This is a genomic window from Vibrio zhanjiangensis, assembly GCF_030161235.1.
GTDB lineage: Bacteria > Pseudomonadota > Gammaproteobacteria > Enterobacterales > Vibrionaceae > Vibrio > Vibrio zhanjiangensis.
The window spans coordinates 56495-70104 of sequence record NZ_BSPW01000005.1; the positions used below are offsets into that span (position 1 = coordinate 56495).

Consider the following 13610-nt stretch of genomic DNA (forward strand, 5'->3'; position numbering starts at 1 on the left):
CTCAAGCGAACACTTGAGGCTAAGTATTGGATGTTAGGCTTGTCGAGTCTCGAGCTCTTTATCGCTAAAATTTTTGCCGATCAATCGACTAGTAATTGTGCCCGCGGTCATAGCGCCAGAGACATTTAAAGCGGTGCGTGCCATATCAATTAAAGGTTCAATCGATATGAGTAAAGCTGCGATAGTAACAGGGAGCCCCATGGCCGGAAGGACAATTAATGCGGCAAAGGTAGCACCGCCTCCCACGCCCGCAATACCAAATGAACTGACTACTATGATCGCAATAAGAGATAAAATAAAGTGTATATCTGTTGGGTCAATACCCACGGTAGGTGCGACCATCACAGCAAGCATTGCTGGGTAGATACCAGCACAACCATTTTGGCCAATAGTGGCTCCAAATGAGGCTGATAGGTTGGCAATGGCAGGCGGCACGTTTAGTTTATTGATCTGTGCCTCCACATTGAGAGGGATGGTTGCCGCTGAACTTCGAGAGGTGAACGCAAAAGTTAGAACAGGCCAAATTTTTTGAAAATAACTCTTTGGGCTCACACCAACAAACGACATTAGCACCCCATGCACGACGAACATCAGAGCAATAGCGACGTAAGAAGCGACAATAAAGCCTAGTAGATTGAGAATATCATTGGCACTCGAAGTCGCGACAACTTTTGCCATAAGCGCTGCGATGCCATAGGGTGTCAGGGCCATAATCATTTTTACAAGGCGCATGATGATAGATTGGGTAGCATCGACAAATAAGCTTATTGGGCCTTCCAATTCTTGCTTTTCGATCATGACTTTACGTGCGGCGATTCCAGTGAGTACACCAAAAATGACCACAGCGATAATGGATGTTGAGCGTGCTCCTGTGAGGTCTGCAAACGGGTTAGTAGGAATAAAGCTGATTAGCATTTGGGGTATGGTGAGGTCGCTAACAGCACCTGCTTTATTCTCCAAAATGGCAATTCGGGCTGTTTCCCTTGTGCCCTCAATTAATCCCTGTGCGGTAAGCCCGAACGCTTGAGTGACAATAATACCTATCAGAGCCGAAATCGCAGTCGTCGCTAACAGGATTGAGATGGTTAAGCCAGAAATTTTACCCAGTGAGCCTCCTTTTTCTAACTTAACGACAGCAGAAATCATAGAGACCAACACAAGTGGCATGACGACCATTTTGAGCAGGCCCACATAGCCACTACCAACAATATTTATCCACTCAAGTGTTTGACTGATAACGGGAGTTTCCTGACTAAATAGCAGTTGTAACATAAGCCCGAATAAGCTTCCGGTAACTAAGCCGAGTAGAACTAACCTCGATAAACTGTTTTCTTTGTTTTGTTGCCGCATGATAAAAAACAAAATCGCGACAAATATCGCCAAAGAAGCGATAGATGAGAATGACATAGAAAGTAACCTTTATTAAAAAATCTTATGACAATATTTGATGCTGTAATGAACGATAATGATTTGTTAAGTCGCAATGAAATGACAATTGGGTATGAAATATAACTATTTGTTATTAAGAGATAAGACTTACATTTTGAGGCTCACCAAGATGACTATGCTGGTCACTGATATTGGTTAATGAGATTTCTCATTTGAATGCTATCAAGTGTGCATATTTTGTGCTTGGCACTTGAAAACACACTATATTGCATGGCTTTGGCAACTTCGCTTGCTTGAATTGGGATAAGTTTTGCTAGCTTACCAAGCATTAAAGGACGTATTGATTTGAGTACCAATTGAAGCACGGTTTCATCGTTACGGGGCGTATCTCTTAAACCAACCAAGGGACCAGGGCGAACAAAGGTGATGTGTTCAAATCCCATCTGCTCTATGGCTATCTCAGCTTTTCCCTTACAACGTAGATAATGCGATAACGCATGAGGTGAAGCGCCATAACTTGATGCAACAGCGATATGTGTAACGCCCAAACTCTTCATTGTCTGAGCAACTTCGCAAACTAAGTGATAGTCAATACGTTCAAGTTCCTTCTTAGAACCCGCTTGTTTGATCGTTGTCCCAAGACAAATAAAACCATATTTAGGTGAAGGGCTATTGGGCTGCCACTCTTTTACCTGTAATTGAGAATCCATGATGACTTCAAGTTTGGGATGAAAAAATGGCACAGGTCGCCTGCTTAGGGCGTATATATGCGAAATCGGGTCGGCTTCTAGCATTTGCTTGATGAGCTCGGTGCCTATTAAGCCTGTTGCACCTGCAATTATGATTGCGCGCTCCTTTTCTTCAGACAATGATTCAGCCTCTAACAACTCTTTCTTTGGTAGAGAATCTATCATTAGATGATAAAAATCTGTGATCAATATTTGAGCTTAGGCGTTTTTGTTAGGCCTCGCTAATGAGGCCTAACAAAACATCATTGATTATGTGAGTGAAAAAGGAACGCTTTTAGGAGTCTTAGATGTGGATTTAGGGTGTTTTTGTTTCTTCGATTGTTGATTAGCAAACATACAAACCTCCTTGTACTATCAAACTTTGCTCAGTTTCTTAAGCAGACTCTGTACCAGCAAATTGGCTGCACTAAGTATTTCAATAGGTTATAGGTTGATGAGCTTGTAACTAACTCAAAAGATAGCAAATAAAGCAGCAATGTCTTAATTTTGTCGTCAATTTGAGTATCAAAATGATAAAACCGTCCACTTTATCCCTTTTTGGTGAAATATTAGACGATAGGACTACGTATGGAGGGAAATGACTTTAATGTTGTTTACCCAAGTTTAATTCACCAGAAATATGATATGATGGCCAGTGAGCCGTTTCACTATCTCATTGACAAAGTGCTGAGGGTGAGTAACAAACTTTCTCATCTAGGGTTTTCCCGCGCTGATATGGCAAAATTTTAGTACTAAGCATGACTTCTCTCTTAATAATTGAGATCATGTCAACATAATTCCCTTACACAATTTATTAACATGCTCGCTGTGCAATAAAGGAGTAGCGCATGACGAAAAACCTCTTTCGCCAATCTTTTCTTTTTGACAGCCTAGATTTAGATAACCCCATGTTAGCTAGCGAGATAACTGTTGCAAATGGTATCTTGTTTAAACTTCATGAACGTGGAATTTTAGAGGTCATTCCACCAACTTTAGATGACAGTAGCAAACACATTATTCTTTCTTGCGGTATTCATGGCAATGAAACAGCGCCCATGGAAATAGTGGATAACATCATTTCAGATATTCAGACTGGGTTTCAACCTGTGAAAGAGCGTTTGTTGTTTATTATTGCCCATCCTGAGTCGACCAAAGAGCATGTGCGTTTTATCGAAATGAATCTTAATCGTTTATTTGATGATAAGGAATATCCTGACACTAAAGAACGAGTGATTGCTGAGAACTTGAAAGCTGTTGTGGATACTTTCTATCAGAACACGCCACAAGATAAACGATGGCACTTGGATTTGCACTGTGCGATTCGTTCTTCAAAGCATTATACCTTCGGTGTCAGTCCTAAAACGCGGCATCCAGTTCGAAGTAAAGCACTGATCGATTTTTCAGCTAGCGCACATCTAGACGCCATGATGTTTTCCAATGCCCCCTCAAGTACATTTAGTTGGTATAGCGCTGAAAATTATGCCGCTCAGGCTCTGACAGTTGAACTTGGTAAGGTTGCCCGTATTGGTGACAATGATCTTGACCGACTTGCTGCATTTGAATTGGCCACTCGTGATTTGATTGCGTCCAGTGAGTCAGAACACTTGCCTCGCCAGCCAGTTATGTACAGGGTGAGCCGTACCATAGTCCGTTTAAATGACGATTTTGACTTTCTATTTGATGATAACGTCGCAAACTTTACTGCATTTAAGCACGGTGAGGTATTTGGCCATGACGGAGACAAACCACTAATGGCAAAAAATGAGGGCGAAGCGATTGTTTTTCCAAATCGACATGTTGCTATTGGGCAGCGAGCGGCACTGATGGTATGCCCTGTTAAAACTCGCTTTGAATCTGACCAACTTGTCTACGATTAATATCATCATCTAACCTAGTACTTTCTATTTAGGTTGCTTCGAGGTATGGTTGATCAATTACTTCACCTATTCAGCCATGCTTACGTGTAAGCTTGATTCTAATGTACTTAAGCCAATTACTTGATCATCAACATAGTCGCTGGAAGCGCTACGCATTGATCTTCCTTTTTATTCTTGCATGCGTTTCCGCTATCCATCTTATGGTTGGAGATATTTTTGTCTCACCTTTTTCAGATCTTTCGAGTATTCAAAAGCAGCTAGTTTGGGAGTTACGATTGCCCAGATTACTGGCGGCGATGGTCATAGGCAGCACATTAGCGGTCTCCGGTGGAGTATTACAGGTGTTATTGGGTAATGTTCTTGCGGAGCCTGGGGTATTAGGGGTTTCTGGCGGCGCGAGTGTTGTGATGGTGCTGCTTTTGTTCCTCGTGCCAGCATGGGCGACTCCGATGGGGTTCATGCTCGCAGCCATCATTGGTGCTTTGTTGTTTACGATGTTTTTGGTTGGTGTTGCGACTATGATGAAACTCACTACGACTCGATTGTTATTAGTTGGTTTCACCTTGGGCATTCTAACGGGCGCCATTGTCACATGGGCATTTTATTTTAGTGATGACTTAAGTATGCGACAGCTGATGTACTGGTTGATGGGTGGCATTGGTGGCACAAGCTGGTACCATCAGCTTCTTACTTTGTTTCTCGTACCAGTTGTTGTTTGGTTGTGTATAAAAGGTCAAACCCTCGACAAATTGATGATGGGGGAGCTGCATGCGAAACAGCTTGGGGTTGATGTTGACTCGCTAAGGTGGAAGTTAATACTCGCGGTGTCTGTTTTGGTCGGCGGCGCAGTGGCGTTCGGAGGAGTGATTGGCTTTGTGGGTTTGATTGTTCCGCATATGGTTCGATTAATTCTAGGAGCAGAAAACCGCTACTTATTACCCGTGTCTGCGATAATGGGCGCGATACTGGTTGTATTTGCAGACATTATTGCGCGTACGGCTTTAGATTCAGCAGAGCTTCCTTTGGGAGTGGTGACGACAAGTATAGGAGCACCAATATTTATTTGGATGCTAGTAAAACATCATGGTTCACGTTGATAACATATTTTTAGGTTCACGCTTACTGCCACTATCTTTTAGTCTAAATAAAGGAGAGGTGCTCCATGTTATTGGGCCAAATGGAAGTGGGAAAAGCACATTACTAACTTGTATTGCGGGCTTGCTGGAATTTGAAGGTAGTGTGTTTATTGATGGCCTAAATGTAGCAACAAGCTCACTAGAAACTTTGGCAAGATATCGGGCATTTTTATGCCAAAGCGATCGACCTGCATTTAATCTGGATGTGTCATTTTATTTGTCATTATCTCTTCCTTCCTATCAGCTCCCAAATGCTGCAGCCTCAGAACAAGCAGTTAAAGAGCTAACTGAGTTACTGGAAATTTCAGACAAGCTACACCGCTCGATACATCAGTTATCTGGTGGAGAATGGCAGCGGGTAAGGCTTTGTGCAATTTGTTTGCAAATATGGCCAGCTCTTAACTCTAGTGCCAGTTTGTTGATTTTGGATGAACCTGCTGCCGCACTTGATATTGGACAAGAAGTGTTTTTGTACCGACTAATTCGTAAGGTTGCGGATTTAGGCGTGTCGGTAATAATGTCCAATCATGATCTCAATCGGACGCTCCAATACGCAGATTATGCATTATTGCTAGAAAATGGTGTGATGCAGTCTTTTGGTTGTGTGGAACAAGTATGTGCACCAGAAGAGCTCTCTCGAGTATTCAAAACCTGTGTTGAAAAAGTTCAGGTTAACAAAAAACCCGTGTTAATTTTTACGTAACAAACTCAATTATTAAGCCACCTTATCGAATACACAATGTTAAGGTGGCACCACGTAGTTTTTATGCTGTCAACGGCCGGAGGTCTGCAGGGCGATAATAAACAGATTTTAACACTTTACCTTGGCGTATCGTTTTCGACTCAGAGACAAAATCTTCTGCGCACTTAGCGATAATATAATCCCCTTTTTGAACCGCCATTAACTTAATGCCTTGTTGGGCATAATGAGCTTCTGTATCAGCGTATTCTTGTTCATTTCGGCATACTTTGCTCATATTGCTTGAATGAACTTCATCCCAACATGGAATAAAATCAATTCCTCTGTTTTCTGCTACATTGATCAATAAATCAATGAGATAAGTAATCGCAAGATGAGAATCAATCTTTACGCTTCCCATGTGCACTAAACGACCCATTAAAACATATACACTGTCGATAATGGCATCTGCTTGTTCGGTTTTGCAATCTGCTTCTGCAAGTTCTGTCAGCTCTTCAATGGCTAGAGAGGTGTGAAGGGTGTCGGCTTTACTATCTAACGTCTCAGGGAGATTAACAGGCAGGTCGAAAGTGGTACGAAATTCAGTAATGTCGCGATAAAGGTGGTCGAAAATTTCTTGGGTAAGTTTGGATAGATGCATGAAAGAAACCAATCGTCGATAACAGTTGTTCAATAGTATCAAAGCATCATTCAAGGTGCCATTGAAGCGGAAAAATAAAAGCGTCTATACTCGCCGATCTCAGAATTTTCATGTGCTAATCTAATGGTAGCAGCATAAAACATATCGTTTATTTGCTGATAGCTGAATAGGTGTTGAAATGGTTGCAACAAGCGAAACCGTGATTCGTCGTCTTTATCAGATCACTAACGATTATGAGAAAGGATTTGATATCCAAATCATTCAACTCATTATGCTGGGTTTGGAGCGTTTTAATCTTGATATTGGTATTTTGTCACGCATTGAAAATGACGTGTACACTGTCCTTTATTGCGTTACCCCTGAAGATGTCGAGCTCAATCCTGGTGATACATTCGATTTCAATGCAACCTACTGCCAAATAACGTGTAAGTCATTTGGCTTAGTCGCGATCGAAAATATGGGAAATGATGATAAATATGCAAAACACCCAGCCTATCAGGCGTTTGGACTCGAGTCTTACATTGGCATACCGATATTTGTGGACGGTGAAATATTTGGCACATTTAATTTTTCTTCCCCGCAACCTTATCCCAGAGCCTTTGAAGAAGCAGATATAGACGCACTTCATCTCATGGCATCATGGATAGAGGTTGAACGCATAAGACGCAAACAAGAACAGCGACTAAAAGAGCTAAACAGTCAACTTGAGTATCAAGCCTATCACGATGCGCTGACAGGCGTCGCCAATCGGCACAGTATGTTCAAAATTATTCCCGCAGATATTGAACAAATGTTGCGTTCGGACGGTAAAGGCTCAATAGCGGTGTTGGACATTGATCATTTTAAACAGGTCAACGATAAATATGGGCATCAAGTTGGCGATGATGTACTGAAAAAAACGGCTCAAGCCTTAAAATCAAGACTGGACGACAAGGATTTCATCGCTCGATTTGGCGGTGAGGAATTCGTAGTCTGGCTGCCCGAACGTGATGTCGAAGAGAGTGAAAAACTAATTAGAAAATTACACCAGTCAGTTTCGGAAGTGGTTCTGGATAATCAACCAATTACCATTTCGATCGGCGTTTGCCACTTCGATTTTGGCAATAAAAAGGATTTTGAGTGCAAGAAAACCTTGCTTGATTTTCTGATTGATCGCGCAGATGGTGCTTTATATGACGCGAAAAATCAGGGACGTAATTGTATTGTTGCGGTCACTAGCTAAGAACAATATTGAGTTCTCTTAGGTTTGAATTTGCATTCAAAGCGCGGTAATCGAATTTACTTGAACAAATTTACGTAAGCAAATAGGGGAATAGGCTTCTTTTCTCTTCTGGGGATAGGCTTTCCACTCTAGTAATATTCGTTTCAGGTATCGACTCTGGGTTTGGGTAATGTTTAAGTACTTTTTCCATACTGTCTTCTCGGATGAGATGAAAAATAGGGTATGGAGAACGGTTGGTTAGGTTTTCGGCATCGTGAGGCTCAGTGCCAGCGAAGCAATAATCAGGATGAAAAGTAGCAAGCTGGAAAACGCCTTGCCAATTTTGCTGTCGTATTAGGGCTTCGACCCAATCAATGAACAAATTATAATCATCAAAATCAGCCAACATGTTGGGCACGACAACAAGTGTTGTTTCTAATTGCTCTGCGGTTTTTTGTTCCAGCTCCATCAATTGAGTCAATATATCTTCAAGAAGTCTTTGCTCATCACTGGCCTCGCTAATGAATATTTTGATTTGATTATTTCGTTGTGGTTTGGCAGCAAATGGACATAAATTAAGGCCAATAACAACGTCATTGAGCCACTGGTTAACTTGTTGAACAATATTATTTGAATTCACTGTTGTCATTTTGATGTTGCGTGAGTTATCGCGGCTGGCAAGGGTAGCATATTTGACTCACTAGGGTAAGCGTTTAGGCTCAGTTACCTCGACGTTCACGGCAGAACCTTTTTTGAGTTGATGGCAGAGTGCAAAGATAGCAAGGTAGAGTGGTGCTCCACCAAACATGACCACTAACCATCCCCCATGTTGCCAGCAGTAGATAAGTAAAAAACCACCCAAGCTACCGCCAACGTAATAATGCACTAAATATAAAGCGGTTGCGGTGGCCTTGGCAAAGGTTGCCTTCTGACTGACCCAAGAATAGGCTAAAGTGTGAGTGAAAAATGCGCCAAAGCTAATCAAGCAAAGTCCAACAATCATTAAAGGTATAGTGTCAAAGTAGGCGATGAGCATACCGACTAAGCTTATTGACGTACCAACAATTATGCCAGATATAGCTTGGTAGCGACGAGTCCATATAGCGGTCAACTTTGAGCTAATTGTTCCAGGCAGATAACAGAGGAAGATGAGTGAAGCTAGCCCTATCGGGAGTAGATGCGGAGCCTCTACCAAGCGAAAGCCCATGACTGAATATAGGTTGACAAATAGTGCGAAGTTTAGACCACCGATGAGCATCGCGAGCATAATAGTTTTGTTTGCAAAATGCTTCATGACTGCTCGATTATGATATCTCAACATGCCCCGCTGAGGAGAAAAGTGTATTTGTTTAGGCAGCAATAGCATCACAAGAAGAGCTCCAATCAAGGTGACGATAGCCATACACACCACAGCTTGCTCCCAGCCAAAGGCGTCAGTAAGAATGCCGCCAATAATTCGACCGCTAATTCCGCCCAAAGAATTTGCGGCGATGTAACCGCCAATGGCTTGACCAAAGGCTTGAGGTGAGAGTTCTTCAGCCATATAAGCCACCGCAACAGAAGCAAATGCGGCAATGGCGATTCCCATCATTGCTCTCATGAGCACCAGGCCTAAAAGTGATGAGAACATTAACATACCGATCGAAATGATTGGCATGGCAAGCAATCCCAGCACCATAACATATTTGCGTCCAATCGCCTCGGAAGCGACGGCCCATGGAACTAAGCTTACAGAGAGGATAAGTGTCGTTGCAGCAAACACCCAATTTATTTGAGTTTCCGTTACAGAGAAGTGCTGAGCTAAATGAGGTAGCATAGGTTGGAAGAGGTAGAGATTGCAGAACACAACGAAAGAACCCAGTGCAAGAGTGGTGTTCACTCGACGATATTCTTGAGTGCCGATATCAATCATACGGTTAACTGCCTTACTAAACCCACCCGTAACTGTGATCAAACTATCAGTGTATTCTCGATTAATAAAATATATTAACTATATTGAGCTGATAAGTATTATTTATGGGGTGAGAATGGAAACGAGACACCTAAAACATTTTGTCGTGGTCGCTGAATTAAAACACTTCACTCAGGCTGCACGTGCACTCCACATTGCGCAACCAGCGCTTAGCATGTCAATAAAAAAATTCGAGCAACAATTGGGTGTTGAATTGTTTCGCAGAGGCGATCGTCACGTTTCTTTGACCAATGAGGGAAAGGTTTTATACCAGCACGCCAAGCGTGTTTTGCAACATATTGAAGATGCTAAGTTGGCCATTAATGAGTTGAGAGGTTTAGAGAAAGGTGACGTTAGGCTTGGGGCTCCGAGTATGATGGGGTCGTATTTTTTCCCACAAATATTAATGGCTTTTAAGGCTCATTATCCAAATCTCAAAATTACCTTAATTGATGCAGGCACACGCTCTATTCGTCAGATGCTTTTGGAAGGAGAGCTCGATATTGGGGTCATTGATGGGCATGATGTTCCTGATGATTTGGAGACGGACTATTTGTCTGATGAGGAAATGGTTGCCGTTGTTGGTGCAGAGCATGAAATGTCCGCTCAGAGTTTCATTTGTTTTGAGGAATTTTTCGACCATGAACTCGTGATGTTTAAACCTGGCTATTTTCATCGCAATTTTGTTGAAGAAAAAGCGCGACTTTGTAACAAAGAGATCAAGTTTTCTTTCGAGACCAACCTATTGCCATTGATTCTGAGTGTAGTTAAACATGAGTTCGCGATCACTGCATTACTCAAACTTGTGACTGATAACGAATCTGATCTTGTTGCCATTCCTTTTGAAGATCCCGTACACATTCGGTTATCACTTGCTTGGAGAAAAAATGGCTATCTTTCTATTGCAGATAGAGCTTTTATTGAATTCGTTAAGCAATACGTTTAAATGAGGTATTTTTTGTTGAAACCCGTCTTATGATAACGGGTTCTAGTCACATAACAATTGGAAAAATGACGGTCTTTTCCTAGTCTTGAGATAGAAGCAAAATCTGACAAACATGGATGGAAGCTATGGCTAGATGGTTTTGGACGGTTATTTTTGTATTGTTTGCACCACTTATTGCACTCGCAAATCAGCCAGAAGTGTTCAGGATATATCTTGATGCTGACAGAACAGGACATCTAGAGTCTGCTTTATCAATAGAGCATGGCGTAAAGGTCGCTTTTTCTCAGCACGGTGACAAGATTGCAGGCATACCTGTAGAGTTTATCATCACTGATCACAGGGGAAATGTGCTGAGAAGTAAAAAGAATATGCAGCGCTTTTTAGAAGACAGCCAAGGCTTAGTCTATGTAGCAGGGCTGCACTCACCACCTCTTATTAAATATAGAGAGTATATTAACAAGTCGAAAATCCTGACCTTGGTTCCATGGGCAGCGGGTACACCGATTACTCGTTACCCATCGGCAGAAGACAACTACGTATTTCGCTTGTCTGTCGATGATTCTAAAGTAGGGAACGTGCTGGTTAGCTACGCATTAAAACAAAATTGTCAACAGCCACATCTGCTGTTGGAAAACACTGGTTGGGGTAAATCGAATCACAAAGCGATGATGGCTGCGCTCCCCGAACCTCTGAAAAACAAGGTTAAAACCAGTTGGTTTAACTGGGGGATCAAAGATATCGATGCCCGTATGTTGATCCGAGAAGCGCAATCTAGTGGTGGAGACTGTGCTCTTTTAGTCGCGAATAGCCGAGAAGGGAAACTGATTGTGGAGAGTGTATCAGAGACGGGGATTGAACTGCCTATCTACAGTCATTGGGGGATAACCGGTGGTCAGTTTGCGCAAAATGTCCCTTTTGAGGTGAGAGAAAAAGCGAAGCTCAGATTTATTCAATCCTGCTTCAATTTTTATAGCTCTGAAAGCAACGATTTTAATCGGGCGGTATTTGAAAAAGCCAAAACAATGTTTCCTGCTTACTTTGAAGACGCCAACATCAAAGCCCCCGCTGGCTTTATCCATGGTTACGATATTGCTAGCGTGTTAATTACAGCGACAAATAAACTCAATTTGACCAATGATATTCAGTCAAGCAGAAAAGCGGTCAAGGTCGCTTTAGAGTCGATGAATGAGCGTGTACAGGGTTTGCTCAAAGCGTACCAAAATCCATTTACACCCTTTAGCGAAGATAATTTTGATGCTCACGAAGCCTTGGGCAGCGAGGACTACTGTATGGCAATGTATGATGAGAAGGATGCAGTCAAACTTTTACCCAAAGCAATTTAGCGCAGATAAGGTTGGCTAAAAGTATGTTTAAGTTTGATAAGAAAAACGGCATGCACCTATTTAGCGTGTTTCTCATAGTTGGCGCTTGTGTATTTATGCTTGCCAGCTTTGCATTTGTCCAACATCAAGCACGTGAAACGGCGCAGGTTCTTATCGATGAAAGCCTAAAAGTGAAGTTTGTTGCAATAGAACGTTATGTGTTTGAATTCCTAAAATTACATGAACAAAGGCTAGAACGGATAACATCACATCCCGCTGTAAAAGGGGCAACATTGGATGGAGTATCAAGTCCAGAAGCCTTTGCTGATCAACTTGCGAAGGTCAAAAGCACAGGTGCGCATGCTGATGTCAATATTTATGACTTTTCTGGAGGATTGATCTATCAAGAAAAAACACTTCCTCAAGTGGTTAATGAATACATAGCTTCTGGTGTTGAGAATAACACTTTAATGGAAGGTGTGTCGTATTCGTTGTTTAAGTGTAATGAGCGTGATTTTTTATTACTGACCTCACCGATTGTTTATAATGGCTATGCTGAAGGGCTAGGTATACTCGTAACGCCACTCGATGAAAGTCACTTCTTTGAAAGCCTCGGTACCGATAATATGCATTGGTTTGGTATTGCTCAAGATAGGCTGAATTGGCAAATGACGCCGCCTAATACTTGGCAAGTGGCAAAATTTCCTATCGAGGGGACTGAGCTATCGCTACTCTATTCTGTTTCTCCGCAGTTGGTGGCTGATGCGGAATCAAACCTGACTAAAAGCCTTTTTTGGGGGATGGCGATAGCCACAAGCATCACGTTAGTAGTGATGTTTATTTTTGGTCGCAAAGTACTCGTGTCGCCGTTTCGCGCATTGGCTGAGTCTGAACATCAGCTCTATGAACAATCTGTTGAACTAAAAGCAAGAGAGGCCGAATCCGCGCAACTAGCTCGAGTGGTGAAATATATGCGCGATGCTGTGGTATTTACGGACCTAGAGACCAGAATAATATGGGTGAATGGTGCGTTTGAACGCTTAACGGGGTACTCTCAAGCTGAAATGATGGGTAAACGACCAAGCGAGATATTGCAGGGTGAGAATACAGACCAAGAGACGACCCGCAAAATACGCGATGCAATCGATCGTCGAGCCTCAGGCTTTTTTGAGCTGCTGAATTACAACAAGAATGGCCAACCCTACTGGATTGAAATCGCGCTAACGCCTTTGTATACCAAAGAAGGTGAGGTTGAGGGTTTTATGGCAGTGGAACGAGACATTACTCAGCGTGTTGAACTAGAAGCCTCTTTAAAGGTTAAAGCCGTTGAAGCAGAGGCGGCCAATATTGCCAAATCACAATTTTTGGCGGCAATGAGTCATGAATTAAGAACGCCTATGAACGGAATTTTGGGTGTCGGCGAATTACTAGGGAACACTTCTCTTAACCCAGAGCAGCAAGAATATGTCGATACTTTTATTAGTGCGGGTCAACATATGCTCAATGTATTAAACGATATCCTCGATTTTTCAAAAATTGAAGCAGGCAAGCTTGAATTGGAACAAGCGAATTTCCAGCTCAAAGACTTAGTGGTTCGATTGGAGAGATTGTATCAACCATTATGTTTGGACAAACATCTCGAATTTAAATGTGAGTATTGTCATTACTGAGGGATCTTGACGGGATAAATACCATTCGACTCTGTCGTATCCTTACATTC

The 13610-nt window shown here is 42.2% G+C and carries 12 protein-coding genes; 7 read left to right on the forward strand and 5 right to left on the reverse strand.

What is annotated here, in order from left to right:
- Positions 1-33: 33 nt before the first annotated feature.
- Together QQK21_RS01300 and QQK21_RS01305 are read right to left on the reverse strand one after the other, a co-directional pair.
- Positions 34-1407: an L-cystine transporter gene (locus QQK21_RS01300; RefSeq protein ID WP_284190398.1), complete on the reverse strand. Its 1374-nt coding sequence runs from the start codon at positions 1405-1407 to the stop codon at positions 34-36.
- Positions 1408-1571: 164 nt separating this feature from the next.
- Positions 1572-2303, reverse strand: a complete 732-nt coding sequence (locus QQK21_RS01305) for an NAD(P)H-binding protein (RefSeq protein WP_284190399.1) — start codon at positions 2301-2303, stop codon at positions 1572-1574.
- Positions 2304-2965: 662 nt separating this feature from the next.
- Between QQK21_RS01305 and QQK21_RS01310 the strand changes: the two genes are divergently transcribed.
- The 3 genes from QQK21_RS01310 to btuD all read left to right on the forward strand — a co-directional run bounded on the left by QQK21_RS01310 (position 2966) and on the right by btuD (position 5833).
- Positions 2966-3994, forward strand: coding sequence for a succinylglutamate desuccinylase (locus QQK21_RS01310; RefSeq protein ID WP_284190400.1), 1029 nt, complete (start codon positions 2966-2968; stop codon positions 3992-3994).
- Between the two features lie 101 nt (positions 3995-4095).
- Complete coding sequence (gene btuC, locus QQK21_RS01315) at positions 4096-5091, forward strand: vitamin B12 ABC transporter permease BtuC (protein ID WP_284190401.1); 996 nt, start codon at positions 4096-4098, stop codon at positions 5089-5091.
- A complete protein-coding gene (gene btuD / locus QQK21_RS01320) occupies positions 5078-5833 on the forward strand; it encodes a vitamin B12 ABC transporter ATP-binding protein BtuD (RefSeq protein ID WP_284190402.1) in 756 nt (251 codons plus the stop codon). Before btuC ends, btuD begins: the two co-directional genes overlap by 14 nt.
- Before the next feature lie 61 nt (positions 5834-5894).
- Here the strand turns inward: btuD and QQK21_RS01325 are convergent, their stop codons facing one another.
- Positions 5895-6470, reverse strand: coding sequence for a nucleoside triphosphate pyrophosphohydrolase family protein (locus QQK21_RS01325; protein ID WP_284190403.1), 576 nt, complete (start codon positions 6468-6470; stop codon positions 5895-5897).
- Between the two features lie 178 nt (positions 6471-6648).
- On the opposite strand from QQK21_RS01325, the gene QQK21_RS01330 reads away from it, so the two are divergent.
- Entirely contained in the window at positions 6649-7692 is a 1044-nt protein-coding gene (locus QQK21_RS01330; protein WP_284190404.1) for a sensor domain-containing diguanylate cyclase, read from the forward strand.
- A 70-nt stretch (positions 7693-7762) separates the two neighbouring features.
- On the opposite strand, the gene QQK21_RS01335 is transcribed toward QQK21_RS01330, so the two are convergent.
- The gene (locus tag QQK21_RS01335; RefSeq protein ID WP_284190405.1) at positions 7763-8320 is read right to left on the reverse strand and encodes a DUF1415 domain-containing protein; all 558 of its coding nucleotides are present in this window, start codon (positions 8318-8320) and stop codon (positions 7763-7765) included.
- Between the two features lie 51 nt (positions 8321-8371).
- Complete coding sequence (locus QQK21_RS01340) at positions 8372-9583, reverse strand: MFS transporter (RefSeq protein WP_284190406.1); 1212 nt, start codon at positions 9581-9583, stop codon at positions 8372-8374.
- 115 nt (positions 9584-9698) lie between these two features.
- Between QQK21_RS01340 and QQK21_RS01345 the strand changes: the two genes are divergently transcribed.
- From QQK21_RS01345 to QQK21_RS01355, 3 genes are all read left to right on the forward strand, one after another.
- Positions 9699-10568, forward strand: a complete 870-nt coding sequence (locus tag QQK21_RS01345; RefSeq protein ID WP_284190407.1) for a LysR family transcriptional regulator — start codon at positions 9699-9701, stop codon at positions 10566-10568.
- A gap of 125 nt (positions 10569-10693) precedes the next feature.
- On the forward strand, positions 10694-11911 hold the full coding sequence (locus tag QQK21_RS01350; protein WP_284190408.1) for an ABC transporter substrate-binding protein: 1218 nt from the start codon (positions 10694-10696) through the stop codon (positions 11909-11911).
- 23 nt (positions 11912-11934) lie between these two features.
- Entirely contained in the window at positions 11935-13560 is a 1626-nt protein-coding gene (locus QQK21_RS01355) for a PAS domain S-box protein (protein ID WP_284190409.1), read from the forward strand.
- The last annotated feature ends 50 nt before the right edge of the window (positions 13561-13610 follow it).